General features: G+C 37.8%; 28 protein-coding genes. 19 read left to right on the plus strand and 9 right to left on the minus strand.

The annotated features are described in order from the left end of the window. Nucleotides 1–29: 29 nt before the first annotated feature. The 5 genes from thiS (at nucleotide 30) to BUQ87_RS08730 (ending at nucleotide 4,451) form a co-directional block, all read left to right on the plus strand. On the plus strand, nucleotides 30–227 hold the full coding sequence (gene thiS, locus BUQ87_RS08710) for a sulfur carrier protein ThiS (protein ID WP_038263148.1): 198 nt from the start codon (nucleotides 30–32) through the stop codon (nucleotides 225–227). Between the two features lie 56 nt (nucleotides 228–283). After that, a complete protein-coding gene (locus tag BUQ87_RS08715) occupies nucleotides 284–1,510 on the plus strand; it encodes a serine hydroxymethyltransferase (RefSeq protein WP_038263145.1) in 1,227 nt (408 codons plus the stop codon). 95 nt (nucleotides 1,511–1,605) lie between these two features. Further along, a complete protein-coding gene (locus tag BUQ87_RS08720; RefSeq protein WP_052635996.1) occupies nucleotides 1,606–2,352 on the plus strand; it encodes a maleate cis-trans isomerase family protein in 747 nt (248 codons plus the stop codon). Nucleotides 2,353–2,648: 296 nt separating this feature from the next. After that, a complete protein-coding gene (locus tag BUQ87_RS08725) occupies nucleotides 2,649–3,539 on the plus strand; it encodes a DMT family transporter (RefSeq protein WP_038263142.1) in 891 nt (296 codons plus the stop codon). Nucleotides 3,540–3,902: 363 nt separating this feature from the next. Continuing rightward, entirely contained in the window at nucleotides 3,903–4,451 is a 549-nt protein-coding gene (locus BUQ87_RS08730) for an NADH peroxidase (RefSeq protein ID WP_038263140.1), read from the plus strand. Nucleotides 4,452–4,750: 299 nt separating this feature from the next. Here the strand turns inward: BUQ87_RS08730 and BUQ87_RS08735 are convergent, their stop codons facing one another. The 8 genes from BUQ87_RS08735 to BUQ87_RS08770 all read right to left on the minus strand — a co-directional run bounded on the left by BUQ87_RS08735 (nucleotide 4,751) and on the right by BUQ87_RS08770 (nucleotide 11,770). After that, nucleotides 4,751–5,905, minus strand: a complete 1,155-nt coding sequence (locus tag BUQ87_RS08735) for a tyrosine-type recombinase/integrase (RefSeq protein WP_038263137.1) — start codon at nucleotides 5,903–5,905, stop codon at nucleotides 4,751–4,753. A gap of 18 nt (nucleotides 5,906–5,923) precedes the next feature. Further along, complete coding sequence (locus tag BUQ87_RS08740; protein WP_038263134.1) at nucleotides 5,924–6,433, minus strand: ImmA/IrrE family metallo-endopeptidase; 510 nt, start codon at nucleotides 6,431–6,433, stop codon at nucleotides 5,924–5,926. Between the two features lie 354 nt (nucleotides 6,434–6,787). After that, nucleotides 6,788–7,933, minus strand: a complete 1,146-nt coding sequence (gene dprA / locus BUQ87_RS08745) for a DNA-processing protein DprA (protein WP_052635995.1) — start codon at nucleotides 7,931–7,933, stop codon at nucleotides 6,788–6,790. A gap of 36 nt (nucleotides 7,934–7,969) precedes the next feature. Then, nucleotides 7,970–9,136, minus strand: a complete 1,167-nt coding sequence (locus BUQ87_RS08750; protein ID WP_038263131.1) for a phosphoribosyltransferase — start codon at nucleotides 9,134–9,136, stop codon at nucleotides 7,970–7,972. Nucleotides 9,137–9,283: 147 nt separating this feature from the next. Beyond that, nucleotides 9,284–9,718, minus strand: coding sequence for a hypothetical protein (locus tag BUQ87_RS08755; RefSeq protein WP_038263128.1), 435 nt, complete (start codon nucleotides 9,716–9,718; stop codon nucleotides 9,284–9,286). Between the two features lie 91 nt (nucleotides 9,719–9,809). Further along, a complete protein-coding gene (locus BUQ87_RS08760) occupies nucleotides 9,810–10,037 on the minus strand; it encodes a hypothetical protein (RefSeq protein WP_207647181.1) in 228 nt (75 codons plus the stop codon). Between the two features lie 76 nt (nucleotides 10,038–10,113). Continuing rightward, nucleotides 10,114–11,316, minus strand: coding sequence for a type I restriction enzyme HsdR N-terminal domain-containing protein (locus tag BUQ87_RS08765; RefSeq protein WP_052635994.1), 1,203 nt, complete (start codon nucleotides 11,314–11,316; stop codon nucleotides 10,114–10,116). Between the two features lie 106 nt (nucleotides 11,317–11,422). Further along, nucleotides 11,423–11,770: a helix-turn-helix domain-containing protein gene (locus tag BUQ87_RS08770; protein WP_038263123.1), complete on the minus strand. Its 348-nt coding sequence runs from the start codon at nucleotides 11,768–11,770 to the stop codon at nucleotides 11,423–11,425. Nucleotides 11,771–11,940: 170 nt separating this feature from the next. Here BUQ87_RS08770 and BUQ87_RS08775 point away from each other — a divergent pair, with 170 nt between their 5' ends. From BUQ87_RS08775 to BUQ87_RS15200, 13 genes are all read left to right on the plus strand, one after another. Continuing rightward, nucleotides 11,941–12,132: a helix-turn-helix transcriptional regulator gene (locus tag BUQ87_RS08775; RefSeq protein WP_038263121.1), complete on the plus strand. Its 192-nt coding sequence runs from the start codon at nucleotides 11,941–11,943 to the stop codon at nucleotides 12,130–12,132. Between the two features lie 37 nt (nucleotides 12,133–12,169). After that, nucleotides 12,170–12,469: a helix-turn-helix domain-containing protein gene (locus BUQ87_RS08780; RefSeq protein WP_330391307.1), complete on the plus strand. Its 300-nt coding sequence runs from the start codon at nucleotides 12,170–12,172 to the stop codon at nucleotides 12,467–12,469. A 143-nt stretch (nucleotides 12,470–12,612) separates the two neighbouring features. After that, nucleotides 12,613–13,056, plus strand: coding sequence for a helix-turn-helix domain-containing protein (locus BUQ87_RS08785; RefSeq protein WP_038263119.1), 444 nt, complete (start codon nucleotides 12,613–12,615; stop codon nucleotides 13,054–13,056). Nucleotides 13,057–13,152: 96 nt separating this feature from the next. After that, nucleotides 13,153–13,341 carry a hypothetical protein gene (locus tag BUQ87_RS15185; RefSeq protein ID WP_038263117.1) on the plus strand — a complete coding sequence of 63 codons (189 nt, stop codon included), beginning with the start codon at nucleotides 13,153–13,155 and terminating at the stop codon, nucleotides 13,339–13,341. 15 nt (nucleotides 13,342–13,356) lie between these two features. Then, nucleotides 13,357–13,515 (plus strand): hypothetical protein, encoded by a 159-nt coding sequence (locus tag BUQ87_RS15190; RefSeq protein ID WP_159434296.1) that lies wholly within the window; start codon nucleotides 13,357–13,359, stop codon nucleotides 13,513–13,515. A gap of 34 nt (nucleotides 13,516–13,549) precedes the next feature. Further along, nucleotides 13,550–13,846 (plus strand): hypothetical protein, encoded by a 297-nt coding sequence (locus BUQ87_RS08795; RefSeq protein ID WP_052635993.1) that lies wholly within the window; start codon nucleotides 13,550–13,552, stop codon nucleotides 13,844–13,846. After that, nucleotides 13,837–14,133, plus strand: coding sequence for a hypothetical protein (locus tag BUQ87_RS08800; RefSeq protein WP_038263114.1), 297 nt, complete (start codon nucleotides 13,837–13,839; stop codon nucleotides 14,131–14,133). The genes BUQ87_RS08795 and BUQ87_RS08800 overlap by 10 nt, the downstream gene beginning before the upstream one ends. Before the next feature lie 17 nt (nucleotides 14,134–14,150). Beyond that, the gene (locus tag BUQ87_RS15195; RefSeq protein ID WP_159434297.1) at nucleotides 14,151–14,318 is read left to right on the plus strand and encodes a hypothetical protein; all 168 of its coding nucleotides are present in this window, start codon (nucleotides 14,151–14,153) and stop codon (nucleotides 14,316–14,318) included. Beyond that, entirely contained in the window at nucleotides 14,319–14,726 is a 408-nt protein-coding gene (locus tag BUQ87_RS08805) for a single-stranded DNA-binding protein (RefSeq protein ID WP_038263110.1), read from the plus strand. It begins immediately after the preceding gene. Nucleotides 14,727–14,740: 14 nt separating this feature from the next. Then, nucleotides 14,741–14,863 carry a hypothetical protein gene (locus tag BUQ87_RS15675; RefSeq protein WP_278309049.1) on the plus strand — a complete coding sequence of 41 codons (123 nt, stop codon included), beginning with the start codon at nucleotides 14,741–14,743 and terminating at the stop codon, nucleotides 14,861–14,863. 134 nt (nucleotides 14,864–14,997) lie between these two features. Then, a complete protein-coding gene (locus BUQ87_RS08810) occupies nucleotides 14,998–16,086 on the plus strand; it encodes a hypothetical protein (RefSeq protein WP_052635992.1) in 1,089 nt (362 codons plus the stop codon). Next, nucleotides 16,073–16,810, plus strand: a complete 738-nt coding sequence (locus BUQ87_RS08815) for a hypothetical protein (protein ID WP_207647182.1) — start codon at nucleotides 16,073–16,075, stop codon at nucleotides 16,808–16,810. Before BUQ87_RS08810 ends, BUQ87_RS08815 begins: the two co-directional genes overlap by 14 nt. A gap of 32 nt (nucleotides 16,811–16,842) precedes the next feature. Then, nucleotides 16,843–17,013 carry a hypothetical protein gene (locus BUQ87_RS15200; protein ID WP_159434298.1) on the plus strand — a complete coding sequence of 57 codons (171 nt, stop codon included), beginning with the start codon at nucleotides 16,843–16,845 and terminating at the stop codon, nucleotides 17,011–17,013. A 200-nt stretch (nucleotides 17,014–17,213) separates the two neighbouring features. On the opposite strand, the gene BUQ87_RS08820 is transcribed toward BUQ87_RS15200, so the two are convergent. Beyond that, nucleotides 17,214–17,582, minus strand: a complete 369-nt coding sequence (locus BUQ87_RS08820; RefSeq protein ID WP_038263104.1) for a hypothetical protein — start codon at nucleotides 17,580–17,582, stop codon at nucleotides 17,214–17,216. A gap of 138 nt (nucleotides 17,583–17,720) precedes the next feature. Here BUQ87_RS08820 and BUQ87_RS08825 point away from each other — a divergent pair, with 138 nt between their 5' ends. Then, the gene (locus BUQ87_RS08825; protein WP_207647183.1) at nucleotides 17,721–17,996 is read left to right on the plus strand and encodes a hypothetical protein; all 276 of its coding nucleotides are present in this window, start codon (nucleotides 17,721–17,723) and stop codon (nucleotides 17,994–17,996) included. Nucleotides 17,997–18,000 lie beyond the last annotated feature (4 nt).

An 18,000-nucleotide genomic window follows, 5' to 3' on the forward strand; every position in this document is an offset into this window, starting at 1 on the left:
AATATACAAATATCTCGGGAGGCGGTTTCGTGGAAATCATCCTGAACGGAGAAAAAAAGCAGTTGGAAGGAAATATTACAGTGACGGGGCTGCTGGGCAGCCTGGGCATGAACAGGTGCGTTGCCGTGTTCATAAACGGCAGGCAGCTTTTGATGGCCGAATATGAAACAACACATATCAACGAGTTTGACAAGGTCAGGATATTCAGGCCGCTGTCCGGAGGCTAATGAATGTGCTTGCGGGTTATGCGGATAATACAAAAAACAATTTGGAGGGATAGGCGATGTTCAAAAGCATAAAAGATATTGACGAGATACTAAAAAAACACGATGACTACAGATCGAGATGTCTAAATTTGATAGCGTCTGAAAACTATTCGAGCGAAAAGGTCAGAAGTTATTTGGGAACCGACTTCAACAACAGATACGGATGCTACACTACAATGGACATGGATGACAGAGAATATGCCGGAAACAAGTATATAAATGAGTTTGAAAAGAAAATGCATGAACTTGTGAGCAGCGTATTTGGAGGAAAATATGTGGATCTAAGACCGATAGGAGGCCATATGGCGGGAATGTCGGTAGTTCTTGGAATACTTGAGCCGGGAGACCTTGTAATAGAGGTAAGCCTTGCAGATTGGGGCCATGGTCTTGTAGGGCCTATGTGCCAGATCAGACAGTTTGATGAGACAATAAACGTTGAGTACATGAAGTTTGACAAAAATGGTGCGGTTGACACGCAGGCGCTAGAGGAAATGGCAGTAAGGCTAAAGCCTAAAATGATAATATTCGGTGGATCGGGAACTCTTTTCGAAGAGCCTGTAAAAAAGCTAAGAAAAATCGCTGATGAGAACGACATAGTCATAGCATATGACGCTTCGCACGTTACAGGGCTTATTGCAGGAGGGGTGTTCTTCAATCCTCTGGAAGAAGGCGCAGACATAATGTTTGGAAGTACTCACAAGTCATTTCCAGGACCACAGGGTGGATTCGTGGTTTCAGACAGAAAGGACCTTATGGAAAAAGTGGGAAATGCCCTTGCACCATCGCTTGTGACAAGTCACCACTTGAACCGTCTTCCAGCATTTGCTGTTTCGCTTCTTGAAATCAAGGAATTCGGAAATGATTATGCTGCTCAGGTTGTCAAAAACTCAAAGGCTCTTGCAGAGGCCATGGCTGCTGAAGGATTCAACGTAAAGGGGAAGGAAAGAGGATATACTCAGACTCACCTGATACTTGTGAATCTGGGAGAGTACGTAAAAGAATCACCTGGAAAATTCCTTGAAGAGGCAGGAATACTTTGCTCTGACGACTTCTCAGGAGAAATGCCTGAGGTAAGGATAGGAACCCCTGAGGCTACAAGAAGGGGAATGAAAGAAGAAGAGATGAAAGAGATTGCAAAGCTTTTCAAAAGGGCCCTCATAGACAAGGAAGACATTGAAAGCCTTAAAAAGGATGTGGAGGCTCTTGCACTCAAGTTTAACGGTTACGAATACGCATTCAAATAAAAAACATTTCAAGTTTCAAACATAGTTAATATAAAAATGTACCATGTGCAGAAATAAGCATATGGTACATTTTTAAAATAAAGGGGGATGAAAACATGAATGGCAAAGGAATATTCAATGAAGACATGTATGGGAGCAGGGCGAAAATAGGACTTGTATACATAGCTTCGTCATGGGTTATGGAGCCCGAGTTTTACGAAATGTCTCCAAACGGGGTCATAACATGCACAAGCAGGGTAGCACTTCCGGATGATGTGAGCGCAGATAGTGTTGCAGAGGTTGGAAGAAGGGCTGTGGATGCCGCGGCTGTTCTTGCAGAGGCTCCGCTCGATGTTATAACACTTGGATGCACAAGCGGAAGCTTCATAAAAGGCGCGGGATACGACAGGCAGCTCATTGAAAACATGAAGAAGGCGAGCGGTGGCATACCGTGCAGCACCACTAGCTCAGCTTTCATAAGGGCTCTTGAGGCTATAGGGGCCAAGAAGATAGCTGTACTGACGCCATATGTGGAAGAGGTCAATGACAAGGCGAAGAGCTTTTTGAACGACATGGGCTACGAGGTGACAAACTTCATAGGAATGGGACTCATAAAAGACCACGACATAGACAATGTGCCCCTTGAAAAGGTGTATGAGCTTGCAAAAAAAGCAAATACAGATGATGCGGACGCCCTTTTCATAGCTTGCACGGGCCTCAAGACCATCCCTATAATAGAGGCTCTTGAAAAAGAGCTCGAAAAGCCTGTGATAACAGCTATACAGGCGACGTTCTGGGACTGCCTGAGAATCGCAGGAGTTGAGGACAAGATAAAGGGATATGGGGTACTTTTTGACTACTAGAGCGGCCGAAGAATTCAAAATAGGCAGCTGCAAGGGTATGGCAATATAAATAGACTATAAGTTGGACTACTCTTGAAAGTGTAAATAGCGGGGATTAAGCAATCGAGATTGGGTCAGGATTATAGCGGTGCAGATGGAAGAGACTGCGGCATAGACTGAAGAGGTTTTCGCCAGCATGGAGGAGTATGCATCGTCCATTGAAAATTTAAGTGCATTTTCCGAAAAGCTAAGCCTTATGGCACATTCCCTTGAAGATGAGATAGGGATGTTTAAGACGAAAGAGTAGGAGGGGGTACATGAAAAAGAATCCATATACCTACATAGTTCTTGCGGGGATATTCTGGAGTACCCAGGGAACCCTAGGAAAGCTTCTTGGAAATGGGTTGACTCCTTTTCAAATTGCATTTTCAAGGGTGTTCATAGGATTTGTGCTCATACTTGCACTAACTCTTGTAAATCACAGGGATGAGATTAAAATAGACGGCGAAGGAATGTTCAAAATAGCTGCAATGGGCATATTCTGCCAGGGAGTCAACAGCATCTGTTTTTTCTACAGCGTGTCAAAGATATCAGTAGCTGCTGCGACTGCGCTGATGTATACAGGCCCCATATTTGCCGTTATAGTGTCGAGGTTTGTATTTTCTGAAAAGATAACGAAACTTAAGGGAATAGCCCTTGTGGTTTCAAGCGTATCATGTTTTTTGGTGGTTACAAAGGGGGATATAGGTGTTTTTTATGGGAGCATGGCAGGAATACTTGCGGGGACATGTTCGGGATTTGCTTTTGGAGTGAACGGGATAATAGGAAAGCTTCTCATGAGAAGATACAATAGCTGGGTGGTGTTGATGTATGCATTTGGATTTGCATCCCTTTTTATGCTTCCGTTTTGCAGCCCTGTTGAACTGTTAGGCAAGTTTTCAAACTTCAATCTGATGGCGGGGGTGACCTTGCTTGGGATTACGACTTCATTTTTAGCTTTTGGAAGCTATTTTATGGGAATAGACAAGGGAGCCCTTCCGTCAAAAGCCGGCATAGTAAGCACGATAGAGATTGCAATAGCGGTTATGTTGGCGTATATAGTGTTCAGGGAGCCTATTGGAGTTATAAGGTTGCTAGGAATTGTAGGGATATTCGCCGGAATGTATATACTCTATCTCGATAGCAGGAATATGAGCATTGAAGTTTAGAGGGAATGACAGAAGAAATTTAAAAAAGGCAGGGGGATCTGTCTGGAAAAAATAAAAAGGGATATTGTTTGGGCACCGAGTACCCAAACAATATCCCTTTTGTGTAAGTGTTGAGGAGTAGAGTTTAAACTGAATCTCATATAGAAGACAATAGGGATTGACAAAAAGAACATGGATGATTTCTGCAGATACGTGAGAGGGGGAATACAAGAAGCTTATAGAAAGTATACCATTTTTATAAAGTTTTTTTACAAAACGGTTGACAAAGAAGACGAAAAGTAATATCATAATATTGTAATCGTTACAAAATAAAAAACATTACAAACAAATAAAAACACAATAGTTTAGGGAGGAATACATATCATGAAAAAATTCATTTGTTCAGTATGCGGATACACTTACGAGGGAAGCGAAGCGCCAGAAAAATGTCCACAGTGCGGAGTTGCAAAAGACAAGTTCAACGAAAAGGTTGAAGGCGAAGAAATAGTTTGGGCCGATGAGCATAAGATAGGAGTGGCTGAGGGACTTGACCCAGAAGTTGTTCAGGGGCTTAGAGACAATTTCATGGGAGAGTGTACAGAAGTTGGAATGTACCTTGCAATGAGCAGACAGGCAGACAGAGAAGGGTATCCTGAAATAGCTGAAGCTTACAAGAGAATAGCTTTCGAAGAGGCTGAGCATGCTGCTAAATTTGCAGAGCTTCTGGGAGAAGTTGTCGGAGCAGACACAAGAAAGAACCTTCAGCTTAGAGTGGATGCAGAGCACGGAGCTTGCCAGGGCAAAAAAGACCTTGCGACACTTGCTAAGAAACTAAACTACGACGCTATACATGACACAGTTCATGAAATGTGTAAAGATGAGGCAAGACATGGTTCAGCATTTGCAGGACTTCTTAAGAGATATTTCGGATAGTATTTTCAATGGTTTCAGCGGTCGCAAGTTGTTGCTATCACTGAGGTAGAGCGAATCAGACGTGAAACGAAAACATTTTAGTATAACTTAACATAACACAGAATATTATATAATATTTGCATCGACCGTAGGCAAATCGTAGGCAAAACTCAATTTTAGAGCGATTTTCCTTGCCTACGGGCCATTTTGCCTACGAAAATCGCGACAGCCTTTGAACTCAGTGAGTTCAAGGCATGTCGTTTTTTTTGACTTTTTTGAACTGTACATAAAAAAGTACAATTCGGCTTTTTTGGCATAGATCATATTTCAAGTTTCGAATTCAACAATTTTGAGGCTTCATCACTCATTGAATTTGTAAGATGAGTGTACAGTTTCAATGTGAATTCCAGTTTGGCATGCCCCAGGCGCATTTGAATGTATTTTGGATTGAGGCCGCCCTCAAGAAGAATTGTAGCGTGGGTGTGCCTGAGGTTATGATACTTGAAGTCTATGCTCAGTTCTTTTTTTGCGATTCTTGATATGACTTTGTGGCTGTACGTGTTGAGCATCTCGCCGTTTTCTTTGACGTTCATAAAATCGTCTACGATTATTAATTCACCAGATTCTTCGTCCTTTACCACATTTCTTTTATACATTTTTCCAAAATGCGACTTGTTCTGTTCGACTTTTTCCATATGGGCAAGTAAGTAATTCCTGAACTTATCGCTGAACTTAATGGTCCTATAGCTGTTTTGAGTTTTCAAGGTAGTGAAGCACCAGATATTATCATATCTTTGAAGCTGCCTTTCAATTTTAACAGTGTTGTTTTCAAAATCAAAATCCGACCATCTAAGGCCATAGCATTCCCCGGCTCTTACCCCAAGATTGATTCCAAGCTGGAAAGGCATGTGAAGGTTTGTTGACAGCAGCCGGTCGCTTAGTATTTTCAGCTCTTCATTTGTATAAACCTTAATGGCGCTATTGTTAGTTTGTTTTTTGGGAGCCTTGATATTATCCATTGGATTGAATTTTATTCTGTTCATGCGAAGCGCATATTTGAATATGACGACAAGCAGATTGTACATGCTCTTGATATATTCAGGGCTGAGAGTTTCTTTCTTGGAGCTGAGAAAAGTCTGCAGCTGTTCAGCACTTATGCTAACAATCGGCTTATTTTCAAAAGCAGATAGGTGATTTTTATACAGGGATTTATATCTTTTGATAGTTGAATATTTTCTTGAAAGTTCTGCTTCATTTTTTATGAAATGATTGAATATAAAACCAAAAGGAACATCAGATTCAATAAAAACCAGGCCTGAAGATTTGTATTCGGCAAGTGCCAGCAAAAGTGCACTGTTAGCTTCTTTCTTTGTCCTCCCTCCAACACGCTCAATACGTTTCCTTTTCCCGTCAGGGCTGGAAAGCTCGAAGCTGTAGTACCACTTGTCGCCACGCTTTCTTACGTAACCGTCCATAATAAGCACATCCTTTCTTTATTTTATTTTTTCATATATGAACAGTGAGGGGAGATTTGACAGGATAAGGCTTCTTTTACTGTCAATATCCCATGTGAGCCTTTCTTTTGACATGAATTCAAACTTTTGATAAATGAATTTTTCCGTGACAAAGAAATAATCAGCCATTTCAGAAATGGACAGTACGGATTTGTCCTTTATTATATCCAGCAGATCCTGGGTGGAAATTAGAAAATTCACGGCCCATTTCAAGGCCAAAAGCTCCTTCTTATTTATAATCAGCCTTTCAGAGTAGCACATATATTTTCGAGGAGTTATATCACCTATAGTAGTTCTATAGTGTCCTATTTCTTCAGCTAGGACGGTCCTGTAAAGTCTGTGGTCGCCTTTGATGGACTCATTGATTAATATTATGTAATACTCGCCATCGAAGCTGTAATAGCCTAATACAGCCTCAGAAAGGGGCACGAATTCCTTTATTATATTGCATTGTGTGAGAATCTCTTCGAGTTGGAATGTTTCAATCATAATTATCCCTCCAAATAGCAAAAAGAACAAATGTTTGGAAAGTATTATAGCATGGAATGTATGTTCTGAAAAGAGAACAGAGAAAATTTGTTAGAAATGACAGAATTGCAGAAAAAATATATGAATTTAACATTGGGTAATGGTTAGGGGATTGTTTAGAAAAAGAATGAATGATATATGAAACATGACCTTTTGAGTCAGAAGAAGTGTGCTATAACTACGTTCGACTCGTATAGAGAATAAGACAAGTCTCAAGATTATTAAAAACGTGATATTTGGCAGGAAAATGAATAGATGCAAGATTGAAAAGATACTTTTGCTTTGCAAAAGGCATGTATGCCTTTTGCAAAAAATTTATGTTTTTTGAGAATTAATAACAGATAAAATAAAAGCATTGAATAAATCTTTTGACGATAAATTCTGTTTGTTTAGAATTTGTTTATACTTTTCATAAAGTTCTCTATCTACCGTTATAGTAGCTGTTTTTTTCTCTGAAATCTTACTTTCATGAATTTTATTTATATCGGGATCTAAAGTATTAAGAATATTGTATGTCGAAATTGTTTTTAATTGTTGAATTTTAGCTTTGTCTTTCTTGACTTTATATCCAGTTAAAATAATTGCCTTTTCATATCTATTTTTGCCTTGGATTGCAACTGCCTTTTTTTCATTAAGTAGCTTTAGAAGACCCTCAGTTTGAGGTTTTGCCATATCAGGCAAAGGACAAAACACAGGTCTTTCTTGCGAAATGGCAAAATTTACAGTATGCATGCTTCCACTTTTAGCTTTGGTTTCAAAAACAACAACACCTTTAGATAACCCACTTACAATTCGATTTCTATTTACAAAGTGATGCTTTTCTGGTGGAGTACCTATCGGATATTCTGATACTAGCAACCCATTAGATTGTAAAATGGTATCTGCAAGGTCTTTATTAGATTTAGGATATATCATATCAAGGCCGTGTGCTAGTACTGCAATTGTTGTTCCATTGTTTTTAAGGCATGTTGTATGAGAAACAGTATCAATTCCCTCTGCCAAACCGCTTACAATTGTAAAATCTTCATTCACCCATTTAGGGATAAGTGATTCTACTGCTGACACTCCAAAAGGTGTAGGAGTTCTAGTTCCAACACAGGCGAGTGCTTTTATATGTTTTTTATAAAAACCGCGACCTTTGAAATATAAAATTGTTGGAGCATCTGCTAATTTTTTAAGGTTTTGAGGATAAGATTTTTGGTGTATGCATACAAATTTTATTTTATTTTTTTTATTTTTTTTGATTATATTCTTTGCTTTTTTGAGATATTCTTGCATTAGAACTAAATCAGATAATTTACTTGAATATTTATCTAAGTTTATATTTTTTGATAACTGGATACTTAGATAATGTCCCGAAAAAATCTCATGTACTTCTTCAAAAGTACAATTCAATGCTATATAATTTAATGTCATGTTGTCGAGACCAAGTTCCTTTAATGCTATTAAATATAATTCCATAGAAAACCTCCTGTAGGAGTAGTATAACTTTTAAAATTACTGTCCTAAATTAAATATATCATATAAATTGGATATTTCATCCTTTGCTTCTATAAAGTTTTTAGGGGTAACAATTTCTTTCCTGTTTAGTTTATATTTGTATCCAGGAGAAAAAACATCCCCCATTATATCATATTCTTGATACTTATAGCTAGAGCAAAAACTTCCTAGCGTTACAAGAACGATATTACCAACACCTTGACTTCTAAGAAGGTTTCTAAGAGATTCAAAGGTATTTCCATGAGTAAGATAGTCGTCAAAAATTATTATATTTCTATTTTTAAGTTTTTTCTTATATATTTTATTTATACAAATTGTATCAAAATGAGAGATGCATCCATTTTGTATACGGGTATTAGAGTTCATATTCTGGCTCTTGCTATTTAAAGTGTGACGTATAAACATATTTGGAAAGTCTTTAAAAGCTTCAGAACGTGGATTTTGTTTTCCCATCATACAACGAGCAACTTCTTTAAAATAAAGCATATATCTATTTAAGTCTTGCCCTGAAGAAGGCGCTATACACCAGTCGTCTAATGTACTGAATAGAGGGTTGTTATTTGAAATTGTTGCAAGAAAATGATAAAGTAAAATTTCAAAATAGGTTCTGTTTTTCTGCTTCTTTTTTAAAATTCGCTCGAAATTTTCAACTAAATCTTTTTCTGCTAAATTTTTTGCATAAGCTTTATGACGTGCATCCATAATAGAAAAAACACGTGTTTCATCGGGAAGTATCATTTTTGTAAAGAAGTGGTTTTGATTATTTAAAGTTTTTGCGAACTTATAAAATATATCAGGGTTATCTATAGGTATTCCGTATTTTTTTGCATCATCATCCTGAACAGTCCAAGTTGGAGATAGAAACAATAATTTGTTACGCGCTGCAAACCTCATATCAACAGTTTTATTTCCAAGTACCGCAAAATAAGATTTTTCTTTATCTTCTATAAAATTATTCACAATATGCCTATTAGCATAGGCAAAATTGCTACTGGGTTCTAGCTGTAAATTATCTTTTAATTTTGAAAGTCTAGTTTCATCATGAGAAGTTATTAGAACTTTGTTTTCATCAGTAGTCGTAAGTTCTTTTATGGTGTTTATCATTTCTTCTTTGTATTTTAGATTTTCAATACAGTCAGCAGACAAAATAAATATTTTTTTCATTTTTATAAATCACTCCTTATATAATAGGGATAAGCATAATTCTTATCCCTTGTTTGTACACAAATTAAGTTTTGACTATGTCGATTTATTTTCCAATAATAGAAAAGCTAAATTTTAGAACTTTGTATAAGTTACAAGTTTGTTTAACTATTTTTCACATAAGATTTTACATCCATGTCCGCCATTAGCACATTGTTTAAATCTTTGAGCAAACTCGTTAAGAGATATAACATGTTCTAGATGTACTGTGTTTCCGGTAAGATTGCATCCATAATTAGCAGCTTGGTCATTGCCTACTCTTATAGAATGTGGACATTTCTTGGTATTTTGAGTTTTAATTATAGATTTTGTTTGAGAAACAAAATATGGACAGGTTTTATGTGTATCAGGCTTATGAATGTTATCACAGTAATTAAGGATGTGACTATAATTCCCACAATCAGAAACTGCATTGAATATTATAGGTTTTTTATTGAAAAGTTCAGCTTGTTTAGCATTAGAGCTGTTGCAAACATATACATATTTTTTAGAGGCAAATCCTTTCTGTACAAGAAATTTTTCAAAATAAGGGCAGTTAGACATATTAAACATCTCCTTTTGTATTTTTTTATATTAATGAAAAATAATGTCAATAAATGTCGAAAATAAAAAGCTGTTATCATGACAGCATTTTTTATTTAGCTAGTTTAAGTTGTCTTTTTATTATAAAAACATTTTCTTCGGTTTCGCGCATTTTGTGTTTTATGAACTTAATATCCCTTGAAATATCAATTTGTCGATCTGCATTAGGAGCTTTTATATCGTCGATTTTATTTATGACATCAACTTTATTGTCGATAAGCTCCAGTAGTTTTGTGTTTTTAGATACTTGTATTTCAACAGATTTCAATATCTTCATCAAACAATCCCTTGGCATTAAGGTTGTGATATGCTTTGTAATGGATTTGTATGAAAAAACAATTGAAATGCTGATTTACTTATTTTGAAAAAAATTCTTCGTAGAATTCATCAAAATTGTTCATTTCAACAACTAATTTAGGAAAATTTTTAAATGATACCCCGCTAATGCTGCTTTGAAGAGAATATGATATACTTTGATTTTTCCTGCTTGTTCTTTTCAAAAATCTCGCATTTATAAAGCCATTTTCATTTACAATAGGATTGTTTTTTACAAAGGGAGCTATATCATTTGCAGGTGTGCAGTATAAAGATATATCTTCTTCATCGTTTTCATCCAATTCACCTAAAAAGTGTCCAATTAAAAAACCTTTGATATTTTTATTATCTGTATAAATAGCAGATACAAAAAAGTCACTTGTGGGATTTCCTTTTTCAACACAATAATCATCTTTGGATGTTTGCAGTATCATTTCAAACTTACTTCTGTCAGGGATGAATATCTCGTGATTTAAAGGTTCTATGTATTTGAATCGTCCAAGGCTGAGAAGCTGGTTTTCTGAATATTTAAGAACGACTTGCTGCTTTCGCTCTTCTTCATACTCATCGCCCTTTTTTATTATTGCTCTTTCTACAGCAACCGAAATAAGTCGACTGAAGTCTTCATCTTCCATACCCTTAAATTCATCTGCAAGAAAATCTTTTATTTCATCCGGATTACCAAGAAGCTCATAAATCCCTTTATACATTTTATTTATCAACCTGTTTTCACGGGCTATGAGCCTCATATCCCTATTGTTATACTTATTTTTCATAAATATCGTTAGAGTTTCAATGTCATCTATAGAATAATCCATTAGATTGAAAGAGAAAAATGGATAGGGATACATCTTATCTGACTCTTTAAGCCCTGTGAAAAAATAATAGTCTGTGCCGTTTGTCAATAGGCCATATTCAACGCAGACAGAATTGTCATAGTATCTTTTCATTTGATCAATGTCTCTGGATATATTTTTGCCATATGGCTTGGCTTCGACATATATGCAGTCCCTGCCGTTAGCATTTATGCAATAGTCTACCTTAAGCATATTAGAAGCATTTTCAGGAGAGTGTTCAGCCTTTACTTCGTTTGGATTTTTAGTATCATAACCTAATATTTTTATAAAAGGTAGAATCAAAGTTTGCTTTGTTATTTCTTCGTTACTAAAATTTTTTTTATTGTCTTCAGCAAATTCTTGTAACTTTTTCAATTCTTTTTGAAGGATTATTACAGGGTTAATCATACACAGTCTCCTCCTTGAAAACATTACATTTATGAAAAATAATGTCAATAAATGTCGAAAATAAAAAGCTGTCATGATAACAGCATTTTTATTTATTTTATTATGACTACTTTTTCAAAGTCCCATCAGGATGGTATTTCATCTTTAGTAGCCTTATATACTCTTCGACTTTCTCTATATCCTCATCAGATAGTCCCTCAGCATCAAGATTATGGTACGCCTTGGTAATCGGTTTATCTGTAGAGCATGGTTTACGCTGGTCGGTTCTTCCAAGAAGGTAGTCAGTGGAGACATTAAAGTAATCGGCAAGGAGTGTTAGTTTTTCATAATCTGGTTGTTTACCTTTTGTTTCGTAACCAGCAACTGTTGCTCTTCCAATCCCAAGAATATCTGCTATATCTTGTTGAGTTAATCCTTTTTCATTTCTTAAGGTTTTTAATCGTTCTGAAAACATCTACAAAAACACCCCCTCCTATCTTACTATTTTAGATTAAAATGTGTCTAAAATAAACCAATGTGTCTAATATGAACTTTTTTTAGAAAAAGTATTGACGTAGTGTCTTTAAGGCACTAATATATAGTTATAGGAAATGTTCCGAAAAGACACGAAAAGGGGCGATATCTTTGAGGGAGAAGCTTAGAAAAATTAGGAAAGAAAAAAAATTAACGCAACAACAAATAGCTGATATGATAGGTATATCAAGGGCAGCGTATACAAACATAGAATTGGGAAAGAAAAATCCATCTTTAAAAATAGTAATAAAAATAAAGAAAATTTTAAACTATGAAAGAGATGATATTTTTTTAAATCCATAGTGTCTAAAAGGAACAACACGAAAAGGAGCTGACAATAGTGAACAGTAAAAAAGCAAAAGGGGAATCTGTTAACGAGTTAAATATTTTAGAGAAAATCATGGAATCTATATCTGAACCATACCCGATGCCAAGTGACTACTTATATACTGTGTCTGAGACGGCAAAGATCCTAAGAATGAATCCAAATGCTGTATATGATCTGATTAAAAAAAATCTTCTTTCAGCAACTAGGCTTGGAAGAATCAAGGTCAGGAAAAAGGAAATTGAAAAATTTATGGAACGCATAGACGGAAAGGATCTTTCAGATTTAGATAACGTAAAAGAATTGAAGCTATAAGAGAAAATATGTATATGAAAAGAGCTCCCAAGAGGGAGCCGATAGAAAAGTTTTGAAGTGGAATGGATTTTTGATGGAAAGAAAGGTGAAAAGGGGTGAGTTTTCTTATACTTAAATTTTACATTTGAGAGGAGATGAAGTGAATGTCTAAATCATGCAGGAACATATATAAAACTTCCAGAGTTAATGCAGGATTTACACAAGAACAGGCAGCGGAGATTCTAACCGTAAGCGTGAGGTCGCTTGCAGACTATGAAACCGGCAAAAGGATTCCTAGTGATGAGGTTGTATGCGCAATGGTAAGAACATATGATGCAAAACACCTTGCCTACATGCACCTTAAAGAAAACACTCTTGTCGGCAGGACATATCTTCCGGACGTTGAATTTTCGGACATTGCAAAATCAGTCCTGAAGCTCCAAAAGGAAATATCAGACATGCGAAAGGTCAATGATAGCATGATTGAAATAGCTTGTGACGGAATTATCGACGAGCATGAGGAAGAAGAATGGAAAGGCATAGCAAAAGAGATTGGAGACGTAGCAGGCGCGGCGATGGCTTTAATGTTTTTGAGTAACTTGGCCTGAAATAAAAAATTTTAGCCCTGGAATGTCAAATTTTTAAAGCAATTCAAGAATTCGAATGAAAGGCCAGTTATATCCCTTAAAAGGAGACTATAGGCATTGGAGGTGGAAATTGTGACTTGTGAAGAAATAGAAAACAGGGTCATCGCAATAGCGGGGGAGCATACAAAGCTTGCATTGGAGCACCTGGAGATATTCGGCAAGCCTGGAAGTGAAAAACGATGCGTTGAAATACACGAAAGAATTGAACAGTTGAGGCAGGAAAGGGTGGAGCTTATAGGACGATAGAAAGGAGGGAGTGCTGTGATTGTTAGAGATATTAGGAAGCTGAATATTAAATGCCCGATTTTGAAAGGAAACAGATTCAGGCAGTACACGGCAAGGCTTGAGTTTATCGCAAAAATGGAAAAGGCCCTCAAGGAGCTGCAACTCCAAAAAGGGCATTCACAAAATTTAATGTAAAACCATTATACCACACTGGAAGGAGTTTTAAAAAATGCATTCAATGGATCTTATCGAAAACTATATAGCACTATGGATAGCCATTGAGAACGGATTTACAGTAGAAACGGCCTTTCATGTACTGGATTTGGTATTGGAAAACAAAAAAATATCTCCAAAGGTGCGAAGGGTGCTGGATGAAAAAGACGTGGATGACATGATTAAATTCAAAGATGAAATGCATTTGACATGTACTGAAATAGGAATGATGTACGGTATTTCAGAGTCAGAAGTATATCGCAAAATTAGAAACTGTAGAGCGGAAAGAACGGAGGGACAATTATGCTTATAACACCAAAAAAGATTCTCCAGGCGGCAGGATATGAAGTGCTTTCAGTTGATGAAAGAGAAAACGCCGTCAGAGTATATACAGTGAGATTCACCGAGAAAGAGAAGGCGAAAAAGAAAGCGGACATTGAAGCGTGCGGCGGAGAATACGACTTTGACCTGGACGATACCTTTGAACTGCGAGTGAATGAGCGCGGCTTCGATGGTAATGGCGATGAATATATAATTTTCAACTTGTACAAGACAGGCGAGTGCTGGGACGTAATATACCTTGAAGAAGTGTTTGACTAGGAAGGGGAGTGCTAGGCATGGATTTGGATGCAAGGCTTATGAGGGCGCAGAAAAAGCTTGATTCAATAGTTGGTATCTTTGGACTTGGACATGAAAAAACAATGAGACAGTCAAAAGCGGTGGATAGGCTCATTGTGTTGAAAATGCAAAACGAAATGAAGCTAAAAGCGGCGGGAGGAAGATAGATGAACTGCTCTGTAGTGATAGGAAGATTGACGAGAGACCCGGAGCTTAGATACATCCCGGGAAATGGCAAGGCGGTTGCGACTTTTACGGTAGCTGTCAACAGGCCGTTTAAAAATAGAGAGGGCCAGTATGAGGCCGATTTCATACGGATTCAGGTGTGGGGAGCCCTGGCGGAAAACTGCGCAAAATATCTGATCAAGGGCCAGCAGGCGGGCGTGAAGGGAAGGCTCCAGACAAGGTCGTATGACAACAGCCAGGGAGCAAAGCAATATATAACGGAGATTGTTGCCGAAAGCGTGGATTTCTTGGGCAAGCCAGGGGGCTACGAGGGCACAAACGGGTCGCAGCCGGAAATACCAGGCGGATACGAGCCAGTTAATTTTGATGACGATGATATTCCATTTTAAAGGGGGCGTTTTGAATGTCGAAAAGAGACAGGGCTGAAAAGGCAAGGCACAGAAGAAGCAATGAGAATCTAAGGAGAAGCACCGAGAAGTTTGCAAAGAAGTTTTTGGACGAAAAGAAGTGGCACAAAAGGAGCTGATGGGTGTGCATATAGAACAGATCCATACAAGGCGAATGAAAAAAAGAAAAGCAGGGTTTGCGGTTAAGGCGGCAGTGGCAGCGGGGATTATAGTCCTCGCTTTGCTGCATATCAAGTTAAGGTAGGTGCATGATATGAAAAAGCTTAAACGGGTTGTAATAAAAGAAGAGCTGGTTGAACTGACTGGAGATTTCAAACTGGCCATAGTGCTTGGCCAGATGATCTACTGGTGCGAAAAAGTCAAAGACATAGACGCATACATAGTCGAGGAAAAAGAAAGGTACATGAAATTCGGGACGGATGAAGATGGCATCCCGCGCATGGAGCTGAGCAACGGCTGGATATACAAAAAGGCCGAAGAGCTGTCGGATGAAACAATGATAGGCGTTAAACCGAAGGCCATGAGGACGTACCTCAAGGAGCTTGTAGACAAGGGATGGCTTGACCAAAGGAGAAACCCAAAGATAAAAATGGACAGGGTGCTCCAGTACAGGGTCAACATAGCAAAAATCCAAAAGGACCTTTTGGCCCTTGGATACAACTTGGATGGATACAGCATAAAACTGGCTGATATAAGTCAGATTCAAAATGGAGAAATTCAAAATAAAAAGCCGGAACAACCCGAGGGCGAAGTGGAAAATACGAAACGTCTTAAAGAAAATTCGAAAGAGCAAAAAGAAAATAGAAGGGTCGAAAAAGATGCTAGAAAGGGCGAAAAGGAAAAAGCAATACCAGAGATTACTACAGAGACTACTACAGAGATTTTAAAAGAAGATGCAGCAGGGAAAAATGAAACGCCAGTGCCCTATAAAAAAATTCAGGATATGTTCAACGAGACATGCGATAAATTCCCTCAGATACGGAAAATGACTGCAGAAAGGCAAAAGCACATAAAGGCCAGATTCAGGGAGTATGGAAACAGGATTGAAGTATTCGAGGAGCTGTTTGAGAAAATCAGCGGTAGTAAATACCTTGCGGATAACAGCAGCAAGTGGGCAGATTTTGACTGGTTCATGAAAGAAAACAACATGGCAAAGGTACTTGAAGGCAAGTATGACAAGGAGTTTAAGAAAGAGGAACAGAAGCAGGCTGGGATTGATTACAGCAAAAACACATTCCACTTCAAGGAGCAAAGGTCGCAAAAATACAGCGCAGATGAATTTGAGGCTATGATACTCGAAAACCAGGCAAAGAAATTTAGAAAAAAGCATGAACAGGAGTGAAGCGCCGAAGAAACTCGTGAAAAGAGGTGATGATATGAGTTTTGATTGCTGCCATTTGTACATGGAATGCTCAGATAAAGGCTACTGCGTGAATCAGTATGAGAACCTGAAAAATGAATGCACCTATAGGCTGAAGCTGAGGCAGGGCATAAATTTTTTCAGCCCAGAGAAATCCAGGAAAGGCGCATTCATAGAGGTTGACGGCAGGCAGTTCAAAGTCAACAAGCTTAGCTCATACGGCTGGTCAACCTATGAATTGAGCAGTGACGAGAGAGAAGATCTGAGAGGAAAGCTTGGACCTTTCGGAATCAGCGTAAGCGGAAGGAAAGAGATTTCAAAATGCATTAAAGAGCCCCGTGAAAAGGACGAATGGGCTTGCTGCAAGGTTCGTCTGACCATCGGTGAAGTGACATATGTAATATACAACCACAATGTCAGAGGAATTACAAAGAAGACAGCAGAGCGAATAAGAAACCATCTTGTTGACAGGGGGCTGGCCGCAGCCGTCGAGGTAGTGCAGACAAACAAGAATGCGGTACAAGGGCAAAAGCCCGCTCCAAGGCTGAAAACAGAGGCAGTGCAAAATGAAGAGCCACAGGCAAGAGTGCAGGTGAAGTCGAAAGAATACGACGACAGCTGGAGAATGCAGCCGGTGAAAAAGGTTGAGAGACAGGAACCGAAAGAAAAGCAGCTTTCACTTTTTGACACGATATCAGGACTTTAGGGAAATGGATAGCCAGGCGAAAGGATGATGCCATGATTCACTTTATCGAATCGCCAAAGCAAAAGAGAACCAAGATCTGCTCCAAGTGCGAAAGAACAATCCAGGCATATGAAAACTATTATGTGGAAACGGTTGAAATAGGCGGTGGAGTGGCGCTTGAAGAATATTGTATTGAGTGTATTAGAAAAAATATGGAGGTATGAAATGGTTAAATTGAGAGTGCAAGGATTGCCGGAAGAGGTTGAGGTGTGGAAAAAAGAAAATATAAGAGGCTACAAGAAAAAGAGGGAAAGAGAAAAATAATAAGATAGTGCAAAAGATGAAGAAATGGTGGATTACTCTGATTTTGCACAAGGAATAGTTTTAAGCTTGAAAAGCAAATACGTTTAACATGTTAATTATGCTAAGCGGCTAATAGTGACAGAATAAAGCCGACAGTTACACCGATGCCTACGCCAGTGGCTACAGAATATATTGCATTTTGAAACCATAGGCTACGCTCTAATTTGAAATAATTTTCACCTTCGAGTGTTAGTGTAAATTTAGTTAGTTTATAAACTTCCACATAGGTGCCGTGTATTAATTCACCTCGATATAAAAGGCCCAAATATTTTTCAACCTCGTTTAGATTTAAGTCTTTTATTTTAGGTTGTATTTGCTCAGCATTCTCAAAAAAATGGAATCTCTTATCATGGGGAGTTTCTTCTATAAGAACTTTTAAAACTTTTCTTGTATTTCTATCAAGAGGTATAAGTGTATCTTTATAAAGCATATTAATCACGCTCCTTTTATTAAATTAATACGCTTTATAAAACTATTTCAAGCAGAATATTACAAATAATGTATAAGGAATTGAATGAGTGGAAGTAGTAGTTAATGCACAAAATTAAGCAAAGACGTAACAACACCTATGGGGCTGGAAGGGCAAAAAGGGGATGAACAAATGTCATTGCAGGAGAATAGCTACAAGAAACGGCTCGCAGCTACGAGAGCTAAAAAGCAAATCAAGCTTGATGAAGGACGAAAATACAAAATAATTGATTTATCCGGGCGAGGAAGCAAAATAAAAAAACTCAAATTCGAGTTTGCAACAAAAGACCTGCTCTTCTTTAAAAACAGCTTTGGGAGAATGGAAAGTTTTATAAAAACGGATATTGGCTCGACCATACAGATTCAAAAGGCATAGGGGT

The sequence above is a fragment of the Peptoclostridium litorale DSM 5388 genome, from assembly GCF_900141635.1.
Taxonomy (GTDB): domain Bacteria; phylum Bacillota; class Clostridia; order Peptostreptococcales; family Peptostreptococcaceae; genus Peptoclostridium; species Peptoclostridium litorale.

Excerpts from the sequence above, each read along its gene's own strand:
- BUQ87_RS08750 (WP_038263131.1), bottom strand. The coding sequence starts at position 9,136 with ATGAAAAAAATATTTATTTTGTCTGCTGACTGTATTGAAAATCTAAAA.
- BUQ87_RS08800 (WP_038263114.1), top strand. The coding sequence starts at position 13,837 with ATGCTTATAACACCAAAAAAGATTCTCCAGGCGGCAGGATATGAAGTG.
- BUQ87_RS08730 (WP_038263140.1), top strand. The coding sequence starts at position 3,903 with ATGAAAAAATTCATTTGTTCAGTATGCGGATACACTTACGAGGGAAGC.
- BUQ87_RS15675 (WP_278309049.1), top strand. The coding sequence starts at position 14,741 with ATGTCGAAAAGAGACAGGGCTGAAAAGGCAAGGCACAGAAGAAGCAAT.
- BUQ87_RS15200 (WP_159434298.1), top strand. The coding sequence starts at position 16,843 with ATGATTCACTTTATCGAATCGCCAAAGCAAAAGAGAACCAAGATCTGC.
- BUQ87_RS08715 (WP_038263145.1), top strand. The coding sequence starts at position 284 with ATGTTCAAAAGCATAAAAGATATTGACGAGATACTAAAAAAACACGAT.
- BUQ87_RS08720 (WP_052635996.1), top strand. The coding sequence starts at position 1,606 with ATGAATGGCAAAGGAATATTCAATGAAGACATGTATGGGAGCAGGGCG.
- BUQ87_RS08820 (WP_038263104.1), bottom strand. The coding sequence starts at position 17,582 with ATGCTTTATAAAGATACACTTATACCTCTTGATAGAAATACAAGAAAA.
- BUQ87_RS08805 (WP_038263110.1), top strand. The coding sequence starts at position 14,319 with ATGAACTGCTCTGTAGTGATAGGAAGATTGACGAGAGACCCGGAGCTT.
- BUQ87_RS08825 (WP_207647183.1), top strand. The coding sequence starts at position 17,721 with ATGGGGCTGGAAGGGCAAAAAGGGGATGAACAAATGTCATTGCAGGAG.
- BUQ87_RS08810 (WP_052635992.1), top strand. The coding sequence starts at position 14,998 with ATGAAAAAGCTTAAACGGGTTGTAATAAAAGAAGAGCTGGTTGAACTG.
- BUQ87_RS08725 (WP_038263142.1), top strand. The coding sequence starts at position 2,649 with ATGAAAAAGAATCCATATACCTACATAGTTCTTGCGGGGATATTCTGG.
- dprA (WP_052635995.1), bottom strand. The coding sequence starts at position 7,933 with ATGGAATTATATTTAATAGCATTAAAGGAACTTGGTCTCGACAACATG.
- BUQ87_RS15195 (WP_159434297.1), top strand. The coding sequence starts at position 14,151 with ATGGATTTGGATGCAAGGCTTATGAGGGCGCAGAAAAAGCTTGATTCA.
- BUQ87_RS08740 (WP_038263134.1), bottom strand. The coding sequence starts at position 6,433 with ATGATTGAAACATTCCAACTCGAAGAGATTCTCACACAATGCAATATA.
- BUQ87_RS08815 (WP_207647182.1), top strand. The coding sequence starts at position 16,073 with ATGAACAGGAGTGAAGCGCCGAAGAAACTCGTGAAAAGAGGTGATGAT.
- BUQ87_RS08735 (WP_038263137.1), bottom strand. The coding sequence starts at position 5,905 with ATGGACGGTTACGTAAGAAAGCGTGGCGACAAGTGGTACTACAGCTTC.
- BUQ87_RS08795 (WP_052635993.1), top strand. The coding sequence starts at position 13,550 with ATGCATTCAATGGATCTTATCGAAAACTATATAGCACTATGGATAGCC.
- BUQ87_RS08770 (WP_038263123.1), bottom strand. The coding sequence starts at position 11,770 with ATGTTTTCAGAACGATTAAAAACCTTAAGAAATGAAAAAGGATTAACT.
- BUQ87_RS08765 (WP_052635994.1), bottom strand. The coding sequence starts at position 11,316 with ATGATTAACCCTGTAATAATCCTTCAAAAAGAATTGAAAAAGTTACAA.
- BUQ87_RS08755 (WP_038263128.1), bottom strand. The coding sequence starts at position 9,718 with ATGTCTAACTGCCCTTATTTTGAAAAATTTCTTGTACAGAAAGGATTT.
- BUQ87_RS08785 (WP_038263119.1), top strand. The coding sequence starts at position 12,613 with ATGTCTAAATCATGCAGGAACATATATAAAACTTCCAGAGTTAATGCA.